This is a genomic window from Gluconobacter kanchanaburiensis NBRC 103587 (assembly GCF_007988905.1).
Classification (GTDB): Bacteria; Pseudomonadota; Alphaproteobacteria; order Acetobacterales; family Acetobacteraceae; genus Gluconobacter; species Gluconobacter kanchanaburiensis.
Window position 1 is genome coordinate 54008 of sequence record NZ_BJVA01000008.1, and the last position, 26637, is coordinate 80644.

The following is a 26637-nucleotide window of genomic DNA, read 5'->3' on the forward strand; positions in this document are numbered from 1 at the left end:
GGCGTCCAAAGCGGGCTTTTCCCGATCAGTCCGGAAATGTGCTCTGCAGAAGGTTTTCCGGCCCGAGTCCGGACAGGGATGCCTGTCCGCTCAGCCCCATTGTGACTCGCAGTTCTTCCAGAAGCATCGTCAGGACACGTTCCACTCCCCGGGTTCCCTCTGCAGCGAGGCCGTAGAGGGGCAGGCGGCCGATCATGACCGCGTCTGCGCCGAGCGCCAGAAGCTTGAAGACGTCGCTTCCCTGGCGGATGCCGCTGTCGGCAATAACGGTCATATTGCCTGACTCCGCCACCAGACCGGGCAGCACGTCGACGATGGGAGGAGCGGAGTCCAGATTGCGCCCTCCATGCGTCGAGACAACGATGCCATCCGCTCCGAGGCGTCTGGCGCGCACGACGTCTTCGACCGACAGCAGCCCCTTGATGACGAGTTTTCCTTTCCAGACCGTGCGCAGATGTTCGATATCGCTCCATGTCACGTCATGGGCCAGTCGGACCGACGGATCCTGTACGGGTTTCAGGACCGTCGGACGGAGGTCCTCCGGATAATGCGGAAAACCGGGAATGCCACGTCCGTGCAGCAGGGGGCGCAGGAGCGCAAGCCATGTCCATATGGGGTGTGTGGCGATATCGAGCAGGGAGCGTGGCGTCGCGCGGAAGCCCATGCTGAAACCATTGCGGCGGTTATAATGCCGCAGGGGCTGGACGGCGGTGTCGACGGTGACGACGAGCGTCTCCACGCCCGCTGCCTTCACACGGGCCACAAGGTCCAGCATTTTGCGCCGGTCCCGCCAGACATAGAGCTGGAACCATACGTTTCCCGGGGCGGCCCGAACCACGGTTTCGATGGGAACGATGGACTGCGTCGCCAGACAGACCGGAATACCGGACCGGGCCGCTGCCGTCGCGATCCTGGCTTCTCCGCCCGGACGGATCATGCCCGCGATGGCTGTGGGCGCTACGATCAGTGGCGTGGGGAGCGTCTTGCCCAACACGGTGCAGGACAGATCGAGGGTGTTCACGTCGTTGAGAACGGAGGGGACGATCCGCAGCCGGTCCAGCGCCGCGCGTCCCTGTCGCAGGGCGGTCTCCTGCTCGCTGCCCCTGTCCATGTAGTCGAACAGGACCCGCGGCAGGTAACGGCGCGCCGCCCTGCGAAAATCTTCGGCGTCGAGCAGGGAGGAGGGATTAGGAGACATCATACGCTCCGGATCATGCCGCCATCAACGCGAAGCTGGCTGCCGGTAATGTAGGAGGCGCGTTCGCTGGCGAGGAAAACCGCCGCATCTGCAAACTCTTCAGGTCGTCCGTAACGGGCGGCAGGAATATCCCGGAGGGAGCGTCGGGCGACGTCGTCGCGGGTCAGTCCGTCCCGCTGTGCGGCGGCCCCGTCAAGCTGGTCGAGGCGATCGGTATGGATGCGTCCGGGAATGAGCATGTTGACCGTTACGCCATCTGCTGCGACCTCGTTGCTGAGCGTTTTGGACCATCCGGCGATTGCGCCCCGGATTCCATTGGACAGGCCGAGGCCCGCAATGGGCTGCATGATGCCGGAAGATCCGACCGTCAGCACGCGCCCCCACTTACGCTCCCGCATTCCCGGAACGAGATGCGAGGCCAGCAGGAAGAAGCGGCTGGCCATGACCGTGAAATGGGCGATCCAGTCCTCGTCGGAAAATGTGCTGATTGCGCCAGGGGGGGGGCCGCCGCTGTTGTTGACGAGAATGTCCACGCCCCCGTCCCTTACGACCCGCTCCGCCAGGGCGACGATCGAGGCACGGTCCGCAAGGTCCGCATGGAAGGCAGTTAGCTGGGTCTGTTGGTCCGGGGGAAGATCCGCGCGCCAGGCTTCGATGTCGGATGGATGGCGCGCGGCTGCCAGCACGGTGGCACCCTCCGCACAGAGCCCTGCGGCGATCGCGCGGCCAAGTCCGCGGCTCGCTCCCAGTACGAGTGCGGTCTTTCCGTTCAGGCCCAGATCCATGGATATCCTCCTTTGCAACCCTGTGCGGATGACTGTGGAACAGCTTTCACAGCCTTGTCGACAGGCTGCTTTGGAAGGGCATGTGCGAGGCAATCACGATCTGACACTTTATTTCGATATGGTATTGGTTAAAGTTATAGCACCCGATGATTTACAATCGGGCAGAATTGCAAAACAGGTTCACCTGAGCCGCTTTTCGTTTTCTCCTGTAAACGACATCCCAGACGACAGGCAGGCCCCCGATGACATCCCACGCTCTTCCGCACGCAGACCGCGCCCTTGCCGACCTGACATTGCGTGTCCGTGACGATCTTGATCGTATCTCCCATCCGCGACGTCCCTGGACATTCGCGCACGACGCGCCGTCTGGCGGGACGATGCTCGATGTCCTGATCGTGGGAGGCGGGCAGAGCGGCCTTGCGGCGGCGTTTGGCCTGATGCGGGACGAGGTGCGCAACATTCTGGTCGTCGATCAGGCGCCGCGCGGTCTGGAAGGGCCGTGGCTGAGCTATGCGCGGATGCATACGCTCCGCAGTCCGAAAGACTTTACCGGCCCGGATCTCGATATTCCGTCTCTGACCTATCAGAGCTGGCACGAGGCGAAATTCGGCCCGGAAAGCTGGACCGCGCTTCATCTGATCACGAAGCAGGACTGGGTGGACTATCTGCTTTGGCTGCGCGATGCGGTCGGAATCCCGGTCCAGAATGATACGACCGTTCTGGACATTGAACCCTGCGAGGGTGGGCTGTGCGTCGTGCTGTCCATGATGGGGGGCGAGCCTGTACGCCGTTATGCCCGCAAGGTGGTTCTGGCCACGGGGCAGGAGAGTCTCGGCCGCTGGTCCATGCCCGGTTTTGTCGAGGCGCTTCCCCCCCAGGTGCGCGCCCATACGGCGGAAGGTATCGATTTTGCGGCCCTGCGTGGAAAGCGTGTCGCCATTCTCGGCGCAGGGGCTTCGGCGTTCGATAATGCCGCAACGGCGCTCGAGGCGGGGGCAGGGGAGGTGCATCTCTTCTGTCGCCGGGCGGAACCACAGCTTGTCCAGCCCTATCTCTGGCTGACATTTACGGGATTCCTGAAGCATTTTTCCGAGCTCGACGATGTGTGGAAATGGCGTTTCATGAACTATATCCTCGGTCTGCGTGAAGGGTTTCCGCAGCCCACATGGGACCGTTGCGCAAAGCACATGAATTTCCGCCTCCATACCGCAGCCGGCTGGTCCGGTGCGCGGATGGAGGGAGACAGGGTCGTTCTGGAGACGGCGAAGGGACCTTTGGAGGCCGATTATGTGATCTGTGCCACCGGGATCGAACACAACCCCGCCCAGAGACCCGAACTCGCCCGCGCCGCGGGAAACATCGCGCGCTGGGAAGACCGCTTCACCCCGGCGCCGGACGAGCAGAATAACCGCCTTTCGGCCTTTCCCTATCTGGGCAATGATTACACGCTTCAGGAACGTGTTCCTGGTCAGACGCCCTGGTTGCGGAACATTCACCTGTTCTCTATCGCTGCAACAATGAGTTTCGGGCCATCGGGCTCCTCCATCAACGCCATGAAGTTTTCGGTGCCCAAACTGGTCTCCGGCATTACGGGAGGACTGTTCCGCGATGATGTGGAAGCTTACTGGCAGGATCTGAGGAGCTATGACATCCGGCAGGCCGAACTGCGCTGGCCCGAGGGTCATCCGATGACGCTTTCCCTAATGAAGCAAGACGCCTGAGCCGGTGGCCGGATATGCTGTCAGCCGCCGGACGTTCCTGAGCACGACCCTCGGGGGAGGCATCTCTCTGGGGTTTGCGTCGCCAGGCGCTGCTCTGGCCCAGTCCCGCCGGGAAACGCTCCGTCACGTTACCGGTGGCGCCGTCAACACGCTCGATCCCACGATGCTCGGTTCAACACGGGAGTCCTTTGGCCTGAGCATGAGCGTCTATGACCGCCTCATGACGTTCGGCAGCCGTTCTATCGGGGATTTCTCAACCTTCGATCCGCAGGCTCTGAAAGGCGAACTCGCGGAATCATGCGATGTCAGTCCTGACCAGAGGACGCTGACCCTGCATCTACGTGACAATGCGGTATGGCACGACGGGACGCCCGTGACGGCCGAGGACATCAAATGGTCGCTCGATCGCTGCGTGTCGGCCAATTCGCTTGCCCGCCCCCAGTTCAGCAGCGGCTCCATGAGCAGTGCTGAACAGTTCCGGGTCGCGGGGGAGCGGACCCTCGAGATTTCCCTTCCTAAACCTGACCGGCTGGCGATGGCCAATCTCGCCATGCCCTATGCCATCATGGTTAACAGCCGTCTGGCCCGTCAGCACGCGACGTCCGACGACCCTTGGGCACAGCAATGGCTTCAGCACAATACGGCTGCTGGAGGGGCATATCGCGTGGGGGCATTCCGGCCGGGCGTCAATGTCACGCTCGACCGTCATGAAGACTGGCATGGCGGAAACAGACCGTTTTTCGAGAGGATCATCAGCCAGACCGTTCCTGAAGCCACAACCCGGGCCGGACTGATCGAACGCGGTGATGCAGACATCGTTATCGACCTCGAAGCCTATGACATTATGGCGCTGTCCCGGCGGGGAAAGGTTCGTATCGATTCCATCGTGCAGAGCAACTGCTTCACGCATCTTGCTTTCAACACGCAGAGCGCCCCCTTCGACAATGTTCTGGTGCGGCGCGCCATTGCCCTCGCCATACCCTATCAGGACCTGTTCGCTGCCAGCATTTTCGGTCGTGGCAGACCGCTTTATGGCGCGGACTGGTCCGGGCACGCTCCGGCGCCGGATTTCCCGCAGCCGTTGCCTTTCGCACAGAATATTCGCAAGGCCAGAGAGCTGCTGGCGCAGGCCGGCCATCCCGATGGCTTTCAGACGACGTTTTCCTACGCCACCAGCCAGACCACGACAGCCGAGCCCATGGCGGCGCTTATTCAGGAAGCGCTCGGCCATATCGGCATCACGGTGCGGATCGACAAGCTTCCCGACGCGCAGTTCAACACCATGCAGGCCCGCAGACAGCTCGATTTCTACACCGACACCGCTGCGGGCTGGATCGAGCATGCCTATTATTTCTTCTACCTTTACTTCACGCGGGACCAGCGCTGGAATTTTTCCAACTGGAACAGTCCGCGCATGGTGCAACTCGTGGAAAAAGCCCGTTTCGAAACGGATGAAGCGGCCTATGTCGCGGAATGTCAGGCCATGCTGGAGCTTCTGGTCGATCAGGTGCCGCTGATTCTGCTGTGGCAGCCCAACATGGATGCCGTCACCGTTCCTGACCTGACGGGCTTTATCTACCAGTATTACCGTCAGGTTGATTTCCGTACCCTGGCCAGGAGCTGACCATGTCCACGGAAAAACCTCTTTTCCCGCCTCTGTTGCGCCGGATCGGGCTTCGTCTGGGAGCGGCGCTTCCCGCGCTTTTCTGCGTTATTCTCTTTACCTTCATCATGATGCGGGTCCTCCCCGGTGATCCGGCGGTCTATTTCGCATCGGGTCCGAATGCGGGTCAGGCCGAAATCCAGGAACTGCGTCATAGGATGGGTCTGGATGCGCCGATGCTCGTGCAGTTTCTGCACTATCTGGAAAATCTCGCGACGGGCGATCTGGGGCGCTCCCTTACGACCGGCCAGTCCGTGGCGCAGGACATGCATGATCGATTGCCTGCCTCGCTGGAACTGACGCTGACGGCGCTGGCGTTCAGTCTGCTGATTTCCCTGCCGTTGGGTCTGACATCTGCCTGGTGGTCTGGTTCGATATACGACCAGTGCGTGCGGGCATTCTGCTCGGCGTGCTTCTGTATTCCACCATTCGTCTCGGGCATTCTGCTGGTTTACGTCTTCTATTACTGGCTCGGCGTCGCCCCCGATCCGACGGGGCGGATCAATATTTTCCTGCCCCAGCCGCCGCGCGTGAGCGGTCTTCTGCTGATCGACAGTGCGCTCGCAGGGGACTGGACGGCCTGGCACGAGGCTGCCGGACAGCTTGTCCTGCCAGCGCTGACAATGGCCCTGTTCGTTATCGCACCGCTGACCCGCATGACGCGGGCGGCCGTCATTTCGGTTCTGGGAGCGGACTACATCCGGACCGCGCGGGCCATGGGACTGCCGACCTGGCGGATCATGATCGTCTATACGCTGCGCAATGCGCTGATGCCCGTCCTGACGACGGTCGGGATCGTGTTCTCGACCATGATGGGGGCGAATGTTCTGGTGGAGAAAATCTTCTCCTGGCCCGGCGTGGCGTCCTATGCGCTCGATGCGCTGGTGTCCTCTGATTATGCCCCGGTGCAGGGATTTATCCTGCTGATGGCCTGCCTTTTCATTCTGGTCAATCTGGTGATCGACCTGTTGCTGGGCGTTCTGGACCCGCGGGTGAGCGTGGAATGACCATGACAGATTTCATGACGCGTTTCCGTCGTCCCGATATCGGACGTTTCGTCCGTCGTCAGCCTGTGGCCGCACTGGCTTTTGCGGGCCTTTCCGCCATCGTTCTGCTCGCTCTTCTGGCTCCCCTGATTTCTCCCTATGATCCCCTTGCGTCGGACGTGCCGCATGCTCTGCTGCCACCCGACAGGCTCCACTGGTTCGGAACGGACGAACTGGGGCGTGACGTTTTCAGCAGGATCCTTGCCGCGGCCCGGCTTGACCTGTCGATCGCCGTATCTGCCGTGGCGATTTCGCTTGTGGCCGGTGTGACGGTCGGGTGTTTCTGCGGCTATCAGGGAGGCTGGCTGGACCGTGTCACCGGGCGCATCGTGGATGTGCTGACGGCGTTTCCGCTGTTCGTTATGGCCATGGCACTTGTGGCCGTTCTCGGGAACTCGATTGCGAACCTGATTTACGCCACGGCAATCATCAACTTCCCGTTCTACATCCGCATTGCGCGCAGCGAGGTTGCGGCGCGGCGCAATCTGGGCTGGGTCGAGGCCGCGCATGTCAGCGGAACATCCCCCACACGTGTTGTCCTGATGTTCCTGCTGCCGAACATCTTGCCGACCATTGTGGTGCAGGCGTCCCTCAATCTGGGCTGGGCCATTCTCAATGCGGCCGGCCTATCCTTTCTGGGGCTCGGTATCCCGGTCCCGACCCCGGAATGGGGTGTCATGGTGGCCAACGGGGCGCATTTCATGTCTTCGGGGCGTTGGTGGCTGGTCGTGTTTCCCGGCGGAATGCTGATGGTGACCATCCTGTGTTTCAATCTTCTGGGCGATGGCTTGCGGGACCTGCTCGATCCGAGGACGCGCTCATGACCAAACCTCTCCTGAGTATCCGTGATCTGCGGGTCAGTTTCGTGTCCGACCGGACGCACAAGGATGTGCTTCACGGCGTATCCCTGTCCGTGGAACGCGGGAAAGTTCTGGCGCTCGTAGGTGAAAGCGGGTCCGGCAAGTCGGTGACCGGCCTGACCACAATGGGTCTGCTGCCCCGACAGGCCACTGTGACGGGCGGGAGTATCCGCTTTCGCGGAGAGGAGATCACCGGGCATGTTCCCCGCAGTTTGCGGGGAGCGGGCATCGCCATGGTGTTCCAAAACCCGCGTGCGGCGCTCAATCCGACGCGCCGTATACGGGACCAGCTCTCGGACGTTATCCGTGCGCATGGAAAAGTGGATCGCGCAGGGTTGCAGGCTCGGCTGACCGAACTGATGCATCAGGTGAGCATTACGGACGCTACACGCTGCCTGAACGCCTACCCGCACCAGCTTTCGGGCGGGCTGTGTCAGCGCATCGTGATTGCCATGGCTGTGGCGTGTTCGCCGGATCTGATCATTGCGGACGAGCCGACAACCGGGCTGGACGTGCTAACGCAAAAGGCGGCGATGGACCTTCTGCTGCGCCTGACGCGGGAGCGGGACATGGGCATGATTCTCGTGACGCATGATCTGGGAATGGCGGCGCAGTACAGCGATGACGTGGCGGTTATGCGCCATGGGAAAATCGTGGAACGCGGGACGCCGGAAGCGCTTTTCCGCTCTCCGCGCAACGACTACACGCGTCAGCTTGTGGCGGCCTGTCCAACCGCGACATCGCTTCTGGAAGCCCCGGAAGCTACCGTGGCACGGCAGGCCGCAGAACCTGTGCCTCTGCTGGAAGTCCGCAGTATGGTGAAGGAATACCAGAACGGATTCCGGGCCGTGGATGACGTCTCTTTCGTCATCCGGCCTGGTGAATGTCTGGGGCTAATTGGAGAATCCGGTTCCGGCAAGAGCACGATTTCACGTCTGGTCAGTCGTCTGGTGGATCCGGAGGGGGGAGAAATCCTGTTCAATGGCACGCCGATCAGTACCATTCCTGCGGAAGCCTTCTATCGGGCGTCACAGCGACGGCAGATCCAGTTCGTGTTTCAGGATGCCGCGGGCAGTCTCAATCCGCGTTATACCGCCTATCGTTCCATCGTCGATCCGCTCCTGCGGATGGGGCCGGTGCCAGATGGGGAGGCGCTGCGTGCGCTTGTCGTGCGAACCGCGTGTTCGGTCGGACTGTCGGAGGAAATGCTGGAGCGTTATCCGCATCAGATGTCCGGCGGGCAGTGCGCCCGCGTGGGCATTGCGCGGGCGATCATCGTCTCGCCTGACCTGCTGATCCTTGATGAGCCGACGGCGGCTCTTGATGTGCTGGTGCAGGCCGAGGTTCTCGCATTGCTGGAACGTCTGAGACGGGAGCGGGGCATGTCCTATCTGTTCGTCAGCCATGACCTGCATGTCGTGCGCATGCTGTGCGACCGTGCGATCATCCTGCGCAGGGGGCGAATTGTGGAAGCCGGTCGGTGCGATGATATCTTCCGTGCGCCGCAGAGCGACTATACAGCCAGCCTGCTTGAAGCGATCCCCCATTTCAGTCCTGGCGCGTCCGTATAAGTAATTCAAATAGAGGCCATTCAATCGTTATAGGCCTTTAATTGATCCGCTTCCGGAATTTCCATAACCTCAAGACAGGTCAGAAAGAGACACAATACTGTTCTCCACCAATACAGATTCGAGAAAACAATGAGCCGCATTATCAGAATTGCTGCCGCCCAGATGGGGCCAACACAGCGTACGGATTCGAGGGCTGACACACTTGCCCGGCTCATAACGCTTCTGGAACAGTCGGCGCAGCAGGGTGCCGAACTGGTGGTGTTCCCGGAACTGGCGCTGACGACATTTTTCCCGCGCTGGCTTCTGGAAGGTCAGGAACTCGAGGATTATTTCGAACAGTCAATGCCTAATCCCAATGTCCAGCCCCTGTTCGACCGGGCGCGGGAACTGGGCGTTTCGTTTTATCTCGGATATGCGGAACTGACGCCGGAAGGGCAGCGCTTCAACACCTCCGTTCTCGTTGGCCCGCAAGGCCAGATCATGGGGAAATACCGCAAGATCCATCTTCCGGGCTCGGTCGAACCGCGTCCCGGCGCAGTTTATCAGCAGCTTGAGAAGCGTTATTTCGAATATGGAGACATGGGCTTTCCAGTCATCCATTCAGGTCCGGCACTGAAAGACGCCATCATCGGAATGCTGATCTGCAATGACCGCCGCTGGCCGGAAGCCTGGCGCTGTCTGGCGTTGCAGGGGATGGAACTGCTCTGCGTCGGCTATAATTCGGCAGCTTACGACCCGAATGGCGGCGATACGGAAAGCGCGGCCCTGCGGACATTTCATGCTCAGCTCGTTGCGCAGTCCAATTCCTACATGAATGCGTGCTGGAGCGTCGCCGTTGCCAAAGCGGGCGATGAGGACGGTTCGGGTCTGATCGGTGGATCATGCATCGTCGATCCGGACGGGCAGATCGTCGCTGAGGCCGCCACACTCGGAGACGAGGTCGTAGCGGCTGACTGTGACATGGACCAGTGTTTCCAGGGCAAGTCCAAGATGTTCAACTTCGAAGCGCATCGCCGTCCTCAATGGTACGGGCCAATTACCGAACAGGTCGGCGCGATTATCCGAAAATAAAATCTGTCCGGATTTCTTCTGTCTGTGGGGGGCTTATGACGGACACTACCAGAATACTGGTCATCAATCCGAATTCATCGGATTTGGTGACTGCCGCAATCGACCGTGAACTTGAGCATTTTCGCGGACTGTCATCCGTCCGGATTGACGTGTGCGGAACACCTGGTGCGCCTCCGGGGGTGTCCTATCAGCGCGATGCTGACGATATTGCCCCCATGGTTCGGCGCATTGTCGAAGAAAACGAGGCGGACGCTTATGTCATTGCCTGTTTCAGCGATCCAGGTCTGGCCGGTGTCCGGGAAACTTTCCCCGAAAAGATCATTCTCGGCTGCGGTGAAAATGCGATCCTTCAGGCGCTGACGGAAGCCGACCAGTTCGGGATCATTTCGCTTTCGATCCTGTCTACGTACCGGCAGAGACGCAAGATCCGCATGATGGGCGTTGCGGAGCGCTATGTAGGAAGTCAGGGCATCGCCTCGAACGCCGTCGAAGCAACATCGCCGGAGCTTCTCGACCGGATGGTGGAAGCCGGACAGGGCCTTCTGGCGCGCGGGGCGGATATCATCCTGACGGGCTGTGCCAGCATGTCGCATTTCCGGGAACCCCTGGAAGAGCGTCTTGGAGTGCGCGTCATCGATCCGGTGGGGTCGGCCGTTTGCGCCGCCATCGGGCGCATCATCCTCAGGCAGGGACAGTGTCGTGGTTCCGGCCGGTAAGCTGATCGGCGTTCTGGGTGGAATGGGGCCGGCGGCAACGGCGGATTTCATGGGGCAGGTCATTGCCAATACGTCGGCACGGGTTGATCAGGAGCATATCCCGCTCCTGATTTTCTCCGATCCTGTCATCCCCGATCGCAGTACATCCATTCTGGATGCCGGTGCACCGTCGCCGCTGCCAAAGTTGCAGGATCATGCGCTGAAGCTCCAGAAGGCCGGGGCGACGGCGCTCGTCATTCCCTGCAATACGGCCCATCATTTCCATTCTGATATTGCCTCTGTTCTGGCGATCCCGGTGCTGCATATCGCAGACGCCGTATGCGAGGATCTCTGCCGGTTGCGGCGGGAGGGGCAGGATGTGAAAACCGTGGCCCTCATGGCAACTGCGGGCACCATCACGTCCGGATTTTACCTCCAGCGTCTGCAACAGGCGGGGTTTGAATGCCTGATTCCGAACATGGAAGAGCAGGCGCTCATCAATGACGTGATCCGTTTTGTAAAGGGCGGCGACCCGTCTCCGGCGGTCGGTCCGGTCCGGGAGGTCGTCCAACGGCTCAGGGCGCGCGGGGCGGATGCGGTTATCCTTGGCTGTACGGAACTGCCCCTGCTACGTGACGCCATCAGCGATATTCTGTCCTATGTGGACTCTACGAGAGCGCTCGCGCAGGCCTGTATCCGGTACGCCCGCGAGGCCTGATCCCCTTGCCGGTGCAGACGGGAGAGCCTGTTGAGCTCTCCCGTGTCGCGTTTCAGCCCTCTGCTGGCATGATAAAGGGTGCCAGTGCGTCCAGATCCGGGCGGATGCCCCAGCCCGGGGTTTGTGGAAGGCCAACCTGTCCGTCCTCCGGCGCAAGGGCGCCGAGGAAATAGGGTGACCAGAGCGCGGCCTTGGACATCGGCCATTCCAGAAACAGTGCATTGGGCATGGCCGCGAGCCAGTGAGCGTGCATGGCGATGTTCAGCGGTGTGGTAAAGGAGTGGCTACAGACTTCCGGCACCTGCGGGGCAATATCACAGGCTGCGATCAGGCCGCATCGCGTGATGTCCGGCTGGAGAATATCCACAAGTGGCGCGATACGGCGCAGGCCGATAAGGCTGCACTCTCCTTCCCCGGAAGCGATTGGGACGACACTGCGCGCCCGCAGGGTCTTCTGGCCCTCCAGATCGTCCCTGTCCAGTGGCTCTTCGATCCAGGCGAGACGGAACGGTTTGAACGCCTTTGCACGGGAGATCGCTTCGTCGAGCGTATAAGCCTGCGCGGCGTCGACCATCAATGTGGCGTCCGGAGCCACAGTGCGGGCCGCTTCAAGAAAGGCGACGTCACTTTCCTCGCTGGCTCCGAACGGAGGCCACCCCAGCTTGTGAGCACGAAAACCTGCTTCCCGCTCGGCGCGGATGCGCAGGGCGGTGCGCTCCGGTGTGGCGGCGACCTTGTCACTGGCGTAACAGGCAATAGACGAACGGGCCTCGGGGGACAGAAGGCGGCTTACCGGCAGTCCTGCGCGCTGTCCTGCCAGATCCCACAATGCCAGTTCTGCTGCGGCGATGGCCTGCATGACGACGCCGTCACGGCCGATCCACTGGGTTTCCTTTTCCATGCGCCGCCGCAGGGCGCGGATGTCCTTAGCATCCGCGCCGGACAGGATGCCCCGCAGACCCTGAGCGGTAACATGGGTTTTGGGCGCATTCACCACGGCGCGGGACAGATAGGGACTGCCATGGGCCTCTCCCCAGCCCGTCAGGCCGTCTTCGGTCACGATGCGCAGGAGAAAACACTCTTCGTCGCGCGCCTGACCGGTCAGAGCTGCGGGAAGACGGAAGGCCAGCCCTTCAACGGATTCGATGCGGCTCATGCGGGGAGGGCCCGTGAGAGGAACGCGCGTCCGCGCTCTGTCGCGGGAGAGGCGAAGAAACTTGCAGGTTCTTCGTCTTCCACGATCTGTCCGTCCACCATGAAAAGCACGCGATGGCCGATGCGTCGGGCGAAGGCCATTTCATGTGTCACGATCAGCATGGTCATGCCGCTGCCTGCCAGTTTCTCCATCACACCCAGCACTTCCTGCACCATTTCGGGGTCGAGGGCGCTTGTCGCCTCATCGAACAGCATGACTTCCGGCTCCATGGCTAGGGCGCGTGCGATGGCGACGCGCTGCTGCTGTCCGCCAGAGAGCTGCCCAGGATATTTGTCCAGATGGGCGGAAAGCCCGACCTGTTCCAGAAGCGCCTCGGCCTGTTCGCGTGCCTGCCCCCGTGGTCTGCGCAGAACCGTCATGGGGCCTTCCATCACATTGCCGATTGCGGAGAGATGCGGCCACAGGTTGAACGACTGGAAAACCATACCGACATGGCGTCGCAACCGCATGAGGTCGCGCTGCCGGCAGGACGGGGAAATCTGCTGCCCAGCCACCGAAATGTTGCCGGACGTATGGCGGTCGAGCTGGTTGACGCAACGCAGAAGGGTGGATTTTCCTGCGCCCGACGGCCCGATCAGGGAGACGACCTGGCCCTGTGGGACATCGAAGGTGATGTCGGTCAGGACCTGACGGGCTCCAAAGGATTTGGAGACGTTTTTAAAGGAGACGACGGTCATGTCAGCGCACCGTGTAATAGCTGAGGCGGCGTTCGATCCACGCCTGAGCGATCTGAAGAACCGTTGTGATCGCCAGATAGAGAATTCCGGTCGCAACCATCACTTCCGTCACCCGGAAGGTTACGGAATAGATGCTCTGTGCAGTCAGCATCAGATCCGGGACGGCAATGACCGAGACCAGTGAGGAATTCTTGATGAGCGTGATCGCCTGTCCGACGAATGGGGGCAGGGCGGGCCGGAGGGCCTGTGGCAGGATGATGCGGCGTAGGATCTGCAGGGGTGCGAGGCCCACTGCGGCTGCGGCTTCGGCCTGCCCCGCGGGGATGGACTGGATCGCGGCACGGAAAATTTCCGAGAAATAGGCTGCTGAATTCAGTCCAAGGGTCAGGATGCCCGCGCTCCACGGATCGAGCCGGAATCCGGTCCGGGGGACGGCGTAATAGACCGCGAAAAGCTGGAGCAGGAGCGGGGTGCCGCGAAGAATCCAGACATAGCCCCATGCCGCAAGCGAGACGGCCCGGATCGAGGAAAGGCGGCCGAGCGCGATCCCAAGTCCGAGGCAGGTCGCCATGAGCAGTGCCGCCATGCTGATTTCAAGCGTGACACCGCACGCCCGGAGCAGACGCGGCATGATGTGGACGACAAAGTGCCAGTTCACCATGAATTTCAGGCTCCGAACCAATGGTCGAACAGCGATTTGGCCTGACCGTCCGCCTGCCTGGCGCGGATCTGGTCCGAAATGGTGGCCGCGAGCGTTTCCGAACCCGGAGGCAGGATCATCGCAAGAGGATGAGGGTCGATCGAGCGTCCGACGAGTTTGAGCGGAACCTGCTGCGCCTTAATGGCATATTGTGCGCCTCCACGCCCGACAATGCCTGCGTCCAGTCGGCCGGACATGACATCCATGATGATGTCCGGCAGCCCGGGATAGGAGCGTAGCGTGCCTGGTTTGCCCTGTGCGTGAGCGACATCCTCCAGAATGCTGCCCGAGGCGACACCGACCGTCAGGCCATGAAGATCCTCGACTTCATGAATGGTCGTATTGTCGGTCCGGACGATTACGGCAGCGGAATCGGTCGCGTAGGGGGCTGAAAAGACGAAATTTTCCTTGCGTTCGGGTGTGACGCGAACTGCGCTCATGACGGAGTCATACTGTCCGGCCATCAGTCCGGGGAGAATGCCGGGCCAGGACAGATAGGAAAAACGGGCCTCCACGCCCAGTCCCTTGCAGATCAGACGCGACCAGTCGATGTCGAAGCCGCTCAGCTCTCCGTCGGCGTCAAGAAAACTGTAGGGCGCATTGGCTCCGGTGGTCGCAATGCGCATGAAGCCCTGCTGGCGCACTCCGTCCATGGTGGAGGCCTGCGCTTTACCAAGCAGGGACAGCCCTGCCGTTGTGAGCATTCCGGTCAGCAGGGAGCGGCGGTGCATCATGATTTTCCTCAGCATTGAAGGGACGACCGGTCGTGCGGCGGTCAGCAGCGTCCGTTGACGAGATAGAACGGTTGGGAAATATCGAGATGGTCCAGCATTTTGCGATGCCAGTCGTGAAAATATGGACGCAGTCTGGCGAGGGCTGCAACACGCTCCGGTGTGGCGGCTTTCGTCTCGTTATGCTTCACGTAGCTGCGGATTTCCCGGTACAGACCTTCCACATCGATGGTCTGGAACTGACGGTCCCGGATGACGATGCGTCCGTTGACGACCACGTCGCGGACATCCTGTCCCTTGCCGCGCCAGAGCAGCAGATCCGGGATGGAAAGGTTGTCTGAAGTCCAGGGATCATGAAGCATGGACGCGGTATCCATGATGGCCAGATCAGCCGGAGCCCCGACCTGAAGCGTGCCGTGGTCGGGCGCGAAGCCCAGTGTCCGGGCAGCATTTGTCGTACCCATCGACAGGATCTGCGCCGAAGTCAGCGGCGGCATGTCGGCAAGGTCGAAGCCCGGAACGCGCGACAGCATGGCCGACATTCGCAGCTCCATCAGCACGTCATCGTCATCGTTCAGGGATTTGTCATCGATGCCCAGAGCGACATTGATGCCCTTGCGCATCATGTACCAGACCGGTGAAATCCCGTTGCGGACATGCAGGTTGCACGAAGCGTGATGGGTTGTGCTCGCGCCGCGTTCGGCAATGAGATCAATGTCTTTTTCCGATAGCCAGACAGCATGTCCCAGTGTCGTGTTGGGTCCAAGGAGCCCGATACGATCCAGATGTTCAACGAGGGAACAGCCGAATGTCTTGATGCTCCAGGCGCGCTGATGCGGTGTCTGGAGCGTATGGATATGGATGGGCGTGCCCCCATGGGCGTTGGCACTGTCGCGGATGCGGGTGAAGAACGCGTCTGTCGAACCATGAGCCCAGGACGGACCGTGCAGGACCCGGCTCATGGGCGAGTCTTCCTCGCGATGCAGGGTTTCGAACAGGTCCAGATAGCCGTTTGCGATGGCCCGGGCGTCATATCGCGTCATGGGGAGGACGAAATCGTGCAGGTCCGGCGGCAGCGTGTCGAGAAAGTCCCCTTCGTCGATGCAGAACCGGTTTCTGTCCCGCACGGCAGGGGAATAGGCGAGGCGGATGCCCGTTTCGCGATAGCTGTTGATGGCGGCCCGGGCCTGTTCCAGCGCTTTGGGCCCCTCATCGTTCCAGCCGGTGTGGTGGATCGTGGTGCAACCGCCCCGCAGATGGCGGACGGCGGACAGCGCAGAGCAGAGGTCGTTTGGCAGGTAGACCATCGCCGACCAGTCCAGAAAAGCGTTCTCAAGGTAATCGTAGAGGACGCCCTTCTGGATGGGAGACAGTCCACGTCCATGCGAATGGGCGTCAATGAGGCCGGGCATGACGAGAGAGATGCCATCCCCCAACACCTCGGCAGCAGGATATTTCGCCTGCATTTCTGGCCACGGCCCAAATTCCTTTACCGTGCCGTCTTCGATACGGATTGCCGCGTCCTTCAGGATCGTTGCGGTATCGATGATGACGTGACCACCCCTGACAAGCAACATATCACGCTCCATAAAATCTGTGCTCCGCATAACGGGCGTCGGGAAGATGCAGAGAACCCGCTGGTTCCTGTCGGAAAACTTCTGAAACTGGCATTTATAGATTCGAATCCGAACTGAATTCGAAAACGGTCCTTCCGCTTGCCGAAAATTACCCTAATCAAACCTGAATCGGACTGAAACCGCTAAATTCAGACAAGGCATATATTAGAGAATATAAATATAACTCTCTGTTAAATAAGGAATTTATCGTTCTTTCTGAGGGTTTTTATGCTTTCTCTATCACCGAAGGATATAGCGGCGCTGATCTGCTGATAACCAATTTGTTGCCGCCTCAAATATTCGGATGCTTATATCATCACGAAACGGAAACATTTTCGCGTGATCCAATATTGCTGCACGACATCCGGGCCGGGAGGCGGGACTGTCACAGTAAAACGCGATTATCGGATAAGGGAGCAGAGCGATGAGACACTGGTCAGCTGCACGAATACTGCTTCTGTCTACGACTGGGCTTATCTGTGGAACGGGAAGCGTCGCATACGCGGCGGAAAGCAGAAAAACACACCTTGCGTCGGTGCCCAGTCCAGCCACGCACCCCCAGACCAAAGCTGCAAAGCCCCGTCGGGGAGGAAGTGCTCACAAGGCGCCTGGCAGTGTGGATGCGAAAGGTGAGATTGAGGCCATTGCAGTCCGGACGCACCGTCAAAGCGGCGGCGGTCTTTTGTCCATGACGAAAGATATTCGCTCCTCCGTCGCGACAACGCGCGCGTTCATCGAGACACAGCCCGCAACGGCCAATCCGGAACAGTTGATGGCGATGCAGCCTGGTGCGGTCGTGGCCACGCAGGATCCCTACGGTATTGAGCCGGGCAACATCACGGTCCGTGGTTTGAATAACAATGAAATCATCTGGCTGTATGAGAATTCGCCGATCACCAATGACGGTACGTTCTATCCCCAAGAAGCAGTCGATGCGCTGAACCTTGAGGAAGTGCGGCTGAGTCCGGGATCGACAAGTTTTGATCTTCCCGGCTCCAATGGTGCCGCGGGTACGATCCGCATGGCGCTCCACAATCCCGAGCACAAGCTTGGGGCTACGACGAACGTTACTTATGGCGCGCATGATACGCGGCAGGTCTATGGTCGTATTGATACGGGCGATATCGGCAATACCGGTCTACGCGGATTCGTATCCTATTCCAATTTTGTGGGCGATGACTGGCGTGGTCCAGGCCATAACTGGCGCGAGCATGTGGACGCGAAATTCATCAAGGACTGGCAGGGCGGTCACCAGACGACTCTTGCTGTGGAATGGACCAAGCTGAACTTCCAGCTCGAGCGTCCACCCAGTATGTCGGCGTGGAATACGTATGGAAAGAACTATAACTATACCAGTACGTTCACTCCGGGCGACACGAATTACTACAAGCTGCACCAGAACGTCTATCAGGGGATGTTTGCGACACTGAACCAGCATTTTGTTCTGTCGCGCAATCTCGTGTTGGACGTTGATCCTTATCTGTACTGGGCGGAAGCCGCCATCCCGGGCGCCATGAACCTGTCGGCCTCTTCAGCTTATCAGGGAACGGAAAAGATTTCCGGACTCCAGCTTGAAACTGGCAACGGCTCGACCGCAAATTCGGCGCTGCTGTATTCCAATGCCCCTGCACTGTTCGAGCGCTCGGGCATCAATGCGAAGCTCGAATGGAAGATCGGCACGCATCATCGCCTGATCTTCGGGGACTGGTACGGATTTACCGAACAGTCCCAGGCCGGGCAGTTCAACTATCTGGATTCATCGGGAAGTCCGAAGAGCTTGTGGGGCAGCAGGTCGTCGGCCGTCTATCTTCCGAACGGCAAGCTCTATAACTTTTCCGATGTACTCAACCGTATCCAGACAAACCAGATCTTTCTTGGGGATCGCGCGTCCTACATGAACCACCGACTTTCGATCGAGGCCGGCTTCAAATATCTGTTCTATCGCGCGCAGAACTTCAACCGAATTCCGGGCGTCACCTACAACATCAATAACAATCAGACGGCGCCAATGCCTAGCGTGGGTGCGCGTTACGATTTCAACAGCGAGCACGAGATCTTTATGGATGCGGGTGTGAATTCCCGCGTTCCGGATCCAAGTCAGATCGCAGACTCCGTCAGTGCCAGCACGGGCAAGATCACCGGGCGCGCGTCACGTGACCAGAAGATCGAGACGTCTATCATCGAAGAACTGGGATATCGTTACAACGGAAAACTGATTAACGCACAGCTCACATTGTTCAACTACAATTTTACCAATCGTCAGGTGCAGACGGTTGTTGTCCAGAACGCGGGACTGGTCACGCAGTATGTCAATGCGGGTGGACAGACGAGCCGTGGTGCTGATGTTTCCGTCGGGACAACGCCTTTTCATCATTTCTCTATCTTCGCATCTGGTGAGTATTTGCATGCGACGATCGACAACAATATTCCGACCAATGGAACCTATTTGCGGACTGCGGGTAATACGGCGACTGGTTCCCCGACCTGGACCGCTAATCTGGGAGTGAATTATAATGACAGCCGGATTTTCGGCAATATCCAGATGCATTATGCCTCAAGCCAGTATTCGACGTTTACGAACGACGAAAAGCTTCCAGGTTTTAAGACGGTCGACATGACGCTGGGTTATCGTCTGCCGAAAATCGGTCCGGTCAAGGCGCCCAAGATCCAGCTCAATCTTGTCAACCTGACGAACAACCATTACCTGTCAGGGATCTATAGCACCCAGTTCAATGCAAAATCCGTGCGCGCCATGAATGGAGCCACGATTGCGGGGTCTGCGCCGCTCTATATTATTGGAGCCGGATTTACGGCGATGTTCTCTTTCTCCGCTTCTCTTTGAGGCTACAGGGTTTTTCTCCACATGCGGCCCGATAATAAATGTTGTATATCAGGAACGATATCGGGCCGTTACAGAAAACAGGACCACTACCATGACCCAGAACTCAGCGTCCGAAATATCGACGGGTCTGACCGTCCGACAGGAACTGGCGGCGATTTTCCGTATTCTTGCCCATTTTCGGATGACGGATCTGATCCATACCCATGCTTCCGCCCGGATTAAGAACCGCGACGGGGCGCTGCTGATCAATCGCTACAATCTTCTGTTCGATGAAGTCACAGCCTCTAATCTGATCGAAATCGACGAGGCAGGCGTTCCGTTCCCCGAATACCGGGACGCGGACATCAATGATGCAGGCTGCAACATTCACAGTGCGATCCATGAGGCGATGCCCGATATTGGCTTCGTCATTCACACCCACACGCGTGCCGGTGCCGCCGTGTCCGCGCAGAAGCATGGTCTGCTGCCTATCAGCCAGCAGGCCATGATGTTCGACGGGGCTGTCGGCTACCACGAGTTCGAAGGTTTCGTGCTGTCGCATGAGGAGCGGGGCCGTCTCGTTGCCGATCTCGCGGACAACAAGGTTCTGATCCTTCGGAATCACGGGCTGATCGCTGTTGGTGAAAACGCTGCGGAGGCTTTGAACCGGATCTATAATCTTGAACGGGCCTGCGAAATTCAGGTTGCCGCTCTGGCCGGCAATCCAAAGCTGGTTACGCCGCCGCTGGATATCCAGAACCGGATGGGCCGACAGGCCGTAACGCCCAAGCAGCTGCACATTGAAAAGATGGCCTGGGATGCCTGCCTGCGCATGGTGGACCGGACGGATACCAGCTACCTGCTGTAAGGGAGACCGGCATGCATTACGATTTGTTACTGCGTGGCGGGATCATCGTTACACCCGAAGGCCATCATGCTGCTGATATCGGGTGTCGGGACGGCAGGATCAGTGGTCTGGGGGATTTGCGGACGGCAACGGCGGACCGTGAGGTGGACTGCCGGAACCTGATGGTCCTTCCCGGGCTGATCGACCCGCATGTCCATCTGAGAGACCCGGGCGATCCCACTGTCGAAAATTTCAGCGACGGGACGCGCGGCGCCATTCTGGGCGGCATCACCACGCTGTTCGATATGCCCAATACCGCCGAGCCCGTGATCAACCTGCCGACGTTGACGAAGAAGATCGCTTCGATGCGGGGGCAGATCTGGTGTGATGTCGGGCTCTATATTGGTGCGACGAAACGCAATGCGCTCGAACTTGAAACGCTCGAGACCCATGATGCGGTCTGTGCCATCAAGCTGTTCCTGGGGTCATCCCGTGGCGACATGCTGGTGGATGATGACGAAAGCGTCGAGCGCATCATGCGGCACGGCTCCCGTCGCATCTGTTTTCATTCAGAAGATCATGACCGTCTGCAGAAGCGCCGTGCGATGTACGAGGAGGGCGATCCGCATCATATGCATGCCGAATGGCATGACGTGGAATGTGCGTTCCTCGGTACACGGCGCCTGACTGCGCTTGCCGCCGCCACGGGGCGTCCGATTCATATCCTGCATGTCTCCACGGCGGAGGAACTGGAATATCTCAAAGCCTACCGTCATCTCGTGACGACGGAAATTCTCGTCAATCATCTGACGCATGTCGGGCCGGATATCTATGACCGGCTGGGTGGTCTTGCGGTGATGAACCCGCCGATCCGCGACAGTTTCCACCACGAGGCCATCTGGAAAGCAGTCCGCGAAGGGCGTGTCGATTGCATCGGCTCGGATCATGCTCCCCATCCACTGGAAGCGAAGCTGCGTCCCTGGCCGGCGACCGCTGCGGGATTGACCGGGGTGCAGACCCTTGTCCCGGTCATGCTCGATCATGTTTCTTCCGGCCGATTGTCGCTGGAGCAGATGGTCCAGCTCATGGCGGCAGGGCCAGCACGGGTCTATGGACTGCGAAACAAAGGCCATATTCTGCCGGGTTATGATGCCGACTTCACGATCGTGGACATGGGCGCGCAGCGTACCATTACGACGGACTGGATCGTCTCACCGTGCGGATGGACGCCGTTTGACGGTCATGACTGCAATGGCTGGCCGGTCATGACTGTTGTGCGCGGCAATATCGTCATGCGCGATGACGAAGTTCTTGGATCCGCAGGCGGACAATGCGCGTCGTTTTCGAAAGCAGCTTCCTGAGAGGTGTTTTTTTTCGCTCAGGTGTCGAGGAGAGACTGGGCGAGGTCCGCATCCACGACCAGTTTCTGCGCGAAGCCGCCGCGCAGGGCGGCGCGTGTTGCTGCCAGTTTGTGCTGGCCTGAAACAACCAGCATGCCGTCCATCTGACGCAGGGTGGCGTGATCTGCGCCGATCAGGCGGGTGTCGATTTCGCCAAGGACGGGCTCTCCCTGCGCGTCTATGAAACGCCCGGCAATAATCCCTGCCGCTCCACGCTCCATGTAGTTTTCGATGTCCCGCTGCGAGGCGATCTTGAAATGCGTGACGTGACTGTCAGGCGTGGCGGGACTGACGGTATAGATCGCCTTATTGCACTGTTTGAGCATTTCGAGCTGGTCTTGGACGATGGGCTCGGCCTTCAGAAGATCCGCCAGTAGAACCGAACTGCAGATCGCAGGGGCGTTGAGGTTGATGCAGAGCGCTCCGACGCGGTTTGCGATTTCAATGGAACAGCGTTCCGACGTGGGAAGAAGGGGATTGGCCATCGAGCCGATGAGCTGTCGAACGGTCAGGTTTTCGATTGGCCAGTAAGGTACGTAATCGGAAATGAAACTCAGTGTCTTGCCCCAGCTCACACCAAGCTGGTCGCCGGGACTGACGAATTCCAGCAACACATGCGCGGCCGCCTGACAGACTTCGAGCAGGCTCCCGTCCTCTGAAAGACCTTCGACGGGGATGACATGGGCGCTTTCGAGCCTGAAGCGCTCCGTCAGGGCATCCGCCATGGCGTTCAGGCGGAAATGCTCGCCGGAGAGCCTGACACAGACGATTTCGCGGGCTTTCGCCTGCTTGATGTAACTGATGACGGTGGGGCGGGAGAGGCCCATCTTTGCGGCGATCTCTCCCTGTGTCAGGTTCTTGACGTAATAGAGCCACGCGGTCTCAGCAATAACCCTGTCTGATGGTCCCGTGTCTCTCAGCATTCCACCTTCCCGTATTCCGGCTCTAGATTGCGGCCTTCTTCAGGATACTGTCGGTGATCTGCAGGTCCTTTTCAAGGCTGCGGTCAGGAACGAGGCCCTGCTTCTGAAGGTCGCCGTGATAGCCACGTACGGCTTCCTCTGCGCTTACATCCCGATCGACCACCCGTCTCATCCATCGGATCATGGCGCACTGGTCTTCCGAGCCGTTGATTTTGCGCCCAAAAAGAGCGAGCCGTGCGCCGTACCGCTCGGCCTGGGACAGGAGTTCGAAGGTGTCGCGATGGGTGCCGCTGCCACCACCCAGAACGCCGATCACCATGGACGGGTCGTGCCCTGCGAGTTCTTCCAGAGAGGCCGGGCCGTTATAGGCCACCTTGAGGAATTCGGGGCGCTCGCGGCGGGTGAGGGAGGCCAGGGTCCGGATCACGCAGTCATTGATGAAGAAGCCGATCTGGTCCTCCGCGATGCCCGTCTCGACGTTCGGATTGAACACTTCAAGAAAATGCATCTTGTCGTTCGCCCGGGCCTCCGCACGAAAGCGGGCATAGGTTTCGAGCGATGACGCATCGTGTTCCGCGTCGTTGATATAGGTGATGGAGTAAAGACACAGCGGGGCGCGGGCGAACTCCAGCGCCGCACCCCGGTACGGACGTGGCGGAAAATCGCGGTACCGCCCCCCCCGGATACCGACCCAGGCATCGGTCGCCTCATTGCCGCGGAAGGCGGAGAGAACCTTCGTGCCGTCGAATACACCCTCGTCCGTAAGCTGTTCGATCGTGGCGGTGGACGAGAGCATGATGTCCAGTACGTCCTGCCGGATCAGCTCACGAACCTGATCGAGAAACTCCGGCCTTGTGCGCAGGCGCCCGCTGGCTCCGGTCGCTTCATCGCGACAGCGGCCCATCGAAGGCACACCGCCTGCAACATCCACATCCTTGGCGTCGGCAATCATGAAATCGCCCGTCCGGTACTGCCCGGCCCGGATGCGGGAGAGTTTTTCCCAAAAACGCGTGTTTCGATAATCGGGACTGGTCGTCATGACGTGTTGTCCTGTGTGTCAGGGTTGTGAAAAGGGATTCAGGCCGAGGCGGACAGGAGCGCCTTGATCCCGCGATCGAGACGCGAGAACTCGCGATACCTGTCCTCAAGAATGGCGACATGCTCCGGAATGGGTTCGAGGCGGCAGGAAATGCGGCTCATTTTCGATGCAGCCTCTTCAAGCGTGTCATAAAGTCCGCTTGCCACAGCGGCGCAGATCGCGGCCCCGAGCGCGCCGACTTCAGGCGTATCCACAACTTCGACAGGCTTGTTGCAGGCATCCGCGAAAATTTGCGCCCAGAATGGTGAGCGCGCCGCGCCACCCGTCAGCCGGATGGCTTCGGGCCATTCTCCGGTTCCGTATTGCAGCAGCGCTTCGGCATGACGACGGTGTTCGAAAGCAACGCCCTCGCAGATCGCGCGGATCATGGAGGCGTCATTATCCGTGGCGCTCAGCCGTAGGAAACTGGCCTGCCAGGGTTTGGGACCGTGAATATAGGGGAGGAAGTAGCAGCGCTGGTCGGCGACCGGGCATGTTTCCGCAATCTTGAGCGCTTCAGATACGGGTAGACGGTCTCCCATGGCATGTTTGAGATACCAGCCCAGATTTGCCGCGGAAGACGGGCTGCCTTCCGCCACCAGCCGTGCCTTGTCCCGGTACAGCATGTTGAGCAGCGGATAGCGGTTTGGCGCGGTCTCGCTGACTTCCATGGCGTTGATGGCCCAGGTTCCGGCGATCAGAACCATGTGGGCTGGCGTCGTCACCCCGGCTCCCAGTGCGCAGGAAGCAACGTCCATCATACTGCCAGAAACCGGCAAACCTTCGGGCAGTCCGGTTTCGGCGGCTGCGCGGGCACTGATCCGTCCGGCAATGGCGGAGCTTCCGACGATTTCGGGCAGTTTTTCGACAAGTCCCGCCTGACCAAGCAGGGAAAATGCCTCCGTTGCATAGTCCCTGCGCTGGAGATTCATCAGGCCGCCGCCACTCGCATCCGAAGGATCGGTCAGCGGGGCGTCGGTCAGACGCAGCCGGATGAAGTCCTTGCACGCTAAAGCCCAGCGGGTTTCCGCCATGACGGATGGGACGTTTTCGGACAGGCCCACAAGCTGGATGAGCGTCTGGCCTCCCCAGGGGCGATGACCGTTCATGTCGCCCAGCGTCGCCTGATTGCCGTTTTTGATAACACGATCGGCGACGGGCTGTGCGCGATGATCGACCGAGACGATTCCAGGATGTGTCGGCTTCCCTTCGGCATCGACCACGAACACGCCATTGCCGAAACCGGTGCAGCCGACGCCCCTGACGCGCTTTGCACATTCGCCCTGAAGCACGTCACGGATCGCATGCACGGTCGCCTGCCAGAAGGCATCCGGATCACGCTCGACACGGCCATCGGGATAATGATGGGTCGTGACTTCAGCATTGCGCAGGCGGACAATCCGGCCCTGGGCGTCAAAGAGACTGACCTTGACGGCTGTTCCACCGGCATCGATCGCCAGCACCAGAGGATCTTGATCGTGCGATGTCATGACTTGCCTCCATGCCACAGGATACGGTCATCCGCGGCGCAGTTCTGAACCTGTGTTTCAATCCATTCGGGACCGTGTCCCAGGAGATCTGCCATCGTGCTGGCGATGTCGTGCAGCGCAGTACGGGTCAGACGCCCGGTCATGACGATGTTCATCCGGCGCAACACCATGTCTTCCAGCGTGAGGGGCATCCGGGTGCGGGTCAGCCACTCCACTTCGCGGCGGGAGTAGCCGGGCGCATCCGCTATGGCGGCATCGGGCTGTGCGGCGCAGAACGTCGCCACATCGGACGCGATCGCTCCATAGCGCCGCTGAAGTTCTTCCAGACGCCGGGGCGCCAGATTCGTGATCCGGCCGAGCGATACAGGGTCCTCTTTCGCAGCCCCTGGATAGGGACGATCCGCAGTGCTGGCGCGGCGCGTTCTGTCCAGATGGGACAGGATCGCATCGGCCGCCGTTTCCGCGAAGGAGCGGAACGTCGTCCACTTACCGCCAACCAGAGACCACACCGGCGTCCCGCTGGTTTCGGTCCGAACCAGAGCATGGTCGCGTGCGGCCTGCGTGGCGCTTCCACTGCTGGCCTGAAGCGGTCTGATCCCGCTTGTGACCGAGACGATATTACCCTCGCTGACGGTCAGGTCGTCGAACAGCGTGTTGAGCGCACCCAGCAGATAGGCGATCTCGGCGTCCGAGACACTGTGGTCCTTCGGATCGGATGCTTCGACTTCCGTCGTGCCGACCAGAACCACATCCTGTACCGGAAGACAGATCACCATCCGCCCTTTGCCATCATCGAAATAGAAGGCCCGTCCGTTCATCCGCTCGTGCAGGGCGTCGTGACGCAGAACAAGATGCGCGCCCTTGACGCCACGAATGACCTGGGTGGGAGTGCCAAGAGCGGCATTCACCCTGTCGATTGCGGATCCTGTCGCATTCACGATTGTCTTCGGGCGCAGAACGGCTTTCTCGCCGGACTGGCTGTCCGTCACGATGAAGCTTCCGCTGCTGTCATATATCCAGGTCACATGATTGACGGCCGTCACACCGGGCACCGCAATGGCGGCGTCGATCATTTCCATGATCAGGTTTTCCGGAATAACGATCTGCCCGTCGTAGTAGTTCACTACGGATTTTACCGACGCCGGGAGGCCAGGGGGAAACGCGCGCCTGGCCAAGGCGACACCATGGCGCGGCAGAGCCCGACGCACTGCCCCGAAGCGTTCGTAAAGCATGAGAGCCATCTCGATCGCAACCAGACTCAGGGCGCCCGCTTTTTTTGAAAGTCCAAGAAAACGCAGCGCCGCCTGAGGGAAACCATGAAAGATGTTCGTGATCGGGACCACGACTTCAAGCGGCTTCACCAGATGGGATGCATCATGAAGGAGCATGTTTCTCTCGCGTGCGGATTCGCGCACGAGACTGAATTCGCGCCCCTCCAGATAGCGCAGGCCACCATGCGCCATGCGGCTCGAAGCGCCGCTCGCACCGGCGCAGAAATCCCCGGTATCGATCAGCACCGTGGAAACCCCGTTGAGCGACAGGTCTCTCAGAAGTCCGACGCCGTTGACGCCACCACCCAGGATCAGCACCTCCGGCGATGTATTTTTTGTCAGCCCAGACCAAGCCCGTTCGCGAGCAAACCAGGCCGTTTTTTTTTCTTCGGCATCTTCCACGAAGACTTCTCCCCTAGCTGGTCCGCATTTCTAAACCACACTGAATTTACAATTGTCAAATTCATATGACCTATGTCATATCACATTGCGTGCGAGATTTAGCACATGAAAACGTCGGAAATATCACATGCGAATCC

At 59.8% G+C, this 26637-nt stretch carries 22 protein-coding genes; 11 read left to right on the plus strand and 11 right to left on the minus strand.

Features of this window, described 5'->3' with window-relative positions; all coding sequences use genetic code 11:
• Positions 1–25: 25 nt before the first annotated feature.
• The gene (locus GKA01_RS08045) at positions 26–1201 is read right to left on the minus strand and encodes an alpha-hydroxy acid oxidase (protein ID WP_208653399.1); all 1176 of its coding nucleotides are present in this window, start codon (positions 1199–1201) and stop codon (positions 26–28) included.
• Entirely contained in the window at positions 1198–1983 is a 786-nt protein-coding gene (locus tag GKA01_RS08050; protein ID WP_146861237.1) for an SDR family oxidoreductase, read from the minus strand. The genes GKA01_RS08045 and GKA01_RS08050 overlap by 4 nt, the downstream gene beginning before the upstream one ends.
• 242 nt (positions 1984–2225) lie before the next feature.
• Here GKA01_RS08050 and GKA01_RS08055 point away from each other — a divergent pair, with 242 nt between their 5' ends.
• From GKA01_RS08055 to cuyB, 8 genes are all read left to right on the plus strand, one after another.
• Positions 2226–3704 (plus strand): NAD(P)-binding domain-containing protein, encoded by a 1479-nt coding sequence (locus tag GKA01_RS08055; protein WP_146861240.1) that lies wholly within the window; start codon positions 2226–2228, stop codon positions 3702–3704.
• A 4-nt stretch (positions 3705–3708) separates the two neighbouring features.
• Positions 3709–5328, plus strand: a complete 1620-nt coding sequence (locus GKA01_RS08060) for an ABC transporter substrate-binding protein (protein ID WP_146861243.1) — start codon at positions 3709–3711, stop codon at positions 5326–5328.
• Positions 5329–5330: 2 nt separating this feature from the next.
• A complete protein-coding gene (locus tag GKA01_RS08065; protein ID WP_146861245.1) occupies positions 5331–6374 on the plus strand; it encodes an ABC transporter permease in 1044 nt (347 codons plus the stop codon).
• Positions 6371–7237, plus strand: a complete 867-nt coding sequence (locus tag GKA01_RS08070; protein WP_208653400.1) for an ABC transporter permease — start codon at positions 6371–6373, stop codon at positions 7235–7237. The genes GKA01_RS08065 and GKA01_RS08070 overlap by 4 nt, the downstream gene beginning before the upstream one ends.
• Positions 7234–8844 (plus strand): ATP-binding cassette domain-containing protein, encoded by a 1611-nt coding sequence (locus GKA01_RS08075; RefSeq protein WP_146861248.1) that lies wholly within the window; start codon positions 7234–7236, stop codon positions 8842–8844. Before GKA01_RS08070 ends, GKA01_RS08075 begins: the two co-directional genes overlap by 4 nt.
• Before the next feature lie 129 nt (positions 8845–8973).
• On the plus strand, positions 8974–9915 hold the full coding sequence (locus GKA01_RS08080) for an N-carbamoyl-D-amino-acid hydrolase (protein ID WP_146861251.1): 942 nt from the start codon (positions 8974–8976) through the stop codon (positions 9913–9915).
• Between the two features lie 35 nt (positions 9916–9950).
• A complete protein-coding gene (locus tag GKA01_RS08085) occupies positions 9951–10631 on the plus strand; it encodes an aspartate/glutamate racemase family protein (protein ID WP_146861254.1) in 681 nt (226 codons plus the stop codon).
• A complete protein-coding gene (gene cuyB, locus GKA01_RS08090; protein ID WP_146861257.1) occupies positions 10615–11328 on the plus strand; it encodes a cysteate racemase in 714 nt (237 codons plus the stop codon). Before GKA01_RS08085 ends, cuyB begins: the two co-directional genes overlap by 17 nt.
• A gap of 52 nt (positions 11329–11380) precedes the next feature.
• On the opposite strand, the gene GKA01_RS08095 is transcribed toward cuyB, so the two are convergent.
• The 5 genes from GKA01_RS08095 to GKA01_RS08115 are packed head-to-tail and all read right to left on the minus strand — an operon-like array spanning position 11381 to position 16229.
• Positions 11381–12484 carry a mandelate racemase/muconate lactonizing enzyme family protein gene (locus tag GKA01_RS08095; protein ID WP_146861260.1) on the minus strand — a complete coding sequence of 368 codons (1104 nt, stop codon included), beginning with the start codon at positions 12482–12484 and terminating at the stop codon, positions 11381–11383.
• Entirely contained in the window at positions 12481–13221 is a 741-nt protein-coding gene (locus tag GKA01_RS08100) for an amino acid ABC transporter ATP-binding protein (RefSeq protein ID WP_146861263.1), read from the minus strand. The genes GKA01_RS08095 and GKA01_RS08100 overlap by 4 nt, the downstream gene beginning before the upstream one ends.
• Before the next feature lies 1 nt (position 13222).
• Positions 13223–13882: an amino acid ABC transporter permease gene (locus GKA01_RS08105; RefSeq protein ID WP_146861266.1), complete on the minus strand. Its 660-nt coding sequence runs from the start codon at positions 13880–13882 to the stop codon at positions 13223–13225.
• A gap of 5 nt (positions 13883–13887) precedes the next feature.
• A complete protein-coding gene (locus GKA01_RS08110; protein WP_167506334.1) occupies positions 13888–14655 on the minus strand; it encodes a substrate-binding periplasmic protein in 768 nt (255 codons plus the stop codon).
• Positions 14656–14696: 41 nt separating this feature from the next.
• Entirely contained in the window at positions 14697–16229 is a 1533-nt protein-coding gene (locus GKA01_RS08115; protein WP_167506335.1) for an amidohydrolase family protein, read from the minus strand.
• A 574-nt stretch (positions 16230–16803) separates the two neighbouring features.
• Between GKA01_RS08115 and GKA01_RS08120 the strand changes: the two genes are divergently transcribed.
• The 3 genes from GKA01_RS08120 to GKA01_RS08130 all read left to right on the plus strand — a co-directional run bounded on the left by GKA01_RS08120 (position 16804) and on the right by GKA01_RS08130 (position 21297).
• The gene (locus tag GKA01_RS08120) at positions 16804–19110 is read left to right on the plus strand and encodes a TonB-dependent receptor (protein ID WP_167506336.1); all 2307 of its coding nucleotides are present in this window, start codon (positions 16804–16806) and stop codon (positions 19108–19110) included.
• Positions 19111–19201: 91 nt separating this feature from the next.
• Positions 19202–19957, plus strand: a complete 756-nt coding sequence (locus GKA01_RS08125) for a class II aldolase/adducin family protein (RefSeq protein ID WP_146861276.1) — start codon at positions 19202–19204, stop codon at positions 19955–19957.
• 11 nt (positions 19958–19968) lie between these two features.
• Complete coding sequence (locus GKA01_RS08130; protein WP_146861279.1) at positions 19969–21297, plus strand: dihydroorotase; 1329 nt, start codon at positions 19969–19971, stop codon at positions 21295–21297.
• Between the two features lie 17 nt (positions 21298–21314).
• Here GKA01_RS08130 and GKA01_RS08135 read toward each other — a convergent pair whose 3' ends face one another.
• The 4 genes from GKA01_RS08135 to GKA01_RS08150 are packed head-to-tail and all read right to left on the minus strand — an operon-like array spanning position 21315 to position 26500.
• The gene (locus GKA01_RS08135) at positions 21315–22259 is read right to left on the minus strand and encodes a sugar-binding transcriptional regulator (protein ID WP_146861282.1); all 945 of its coding nucleotides are present in this window, start codon (positions 22257–22259) and stop codon (positions 21315–21317) included.
• 22 nt (positions 22260–22281) lie between these two features.
• Positions 22282–23298, minus strand: coding sequence for a beta/alpha barrel domain-containing protein (locus GKA01_RS08140; RefSeq protein WP_146861284.1), 1017 nt, complete (start codon positions 23296–23298; stop codon positions 22282–22284).
• Positions 23299–23336: 38 nt separating this feature from the next.
• Entirely contained in the window at positions 23337–24827 is a 1491-nt protein-coding gene (locus tag GKA01_RS08145; RefSeq protein ID WP_208653401.1) for an FGGY-family carbohydrate kinase, read from the minus strand.
• Entirely contained in the window at positions 24824–26500 is a 1677-nt protein-coding gene (locus tag GKA01_RS08150; RefSeq protein ID WP_146861287.1) for a glycerol-3-phosphate dehydrogenase/oxidase, read from the minus strand. Before GKA01_RS08150 ends, GKA01_RS08145 begins: the two co-directional genes overlap by 4 nt.
• Positions 26501–26637 lie beyond the last annotated feature (137 nt).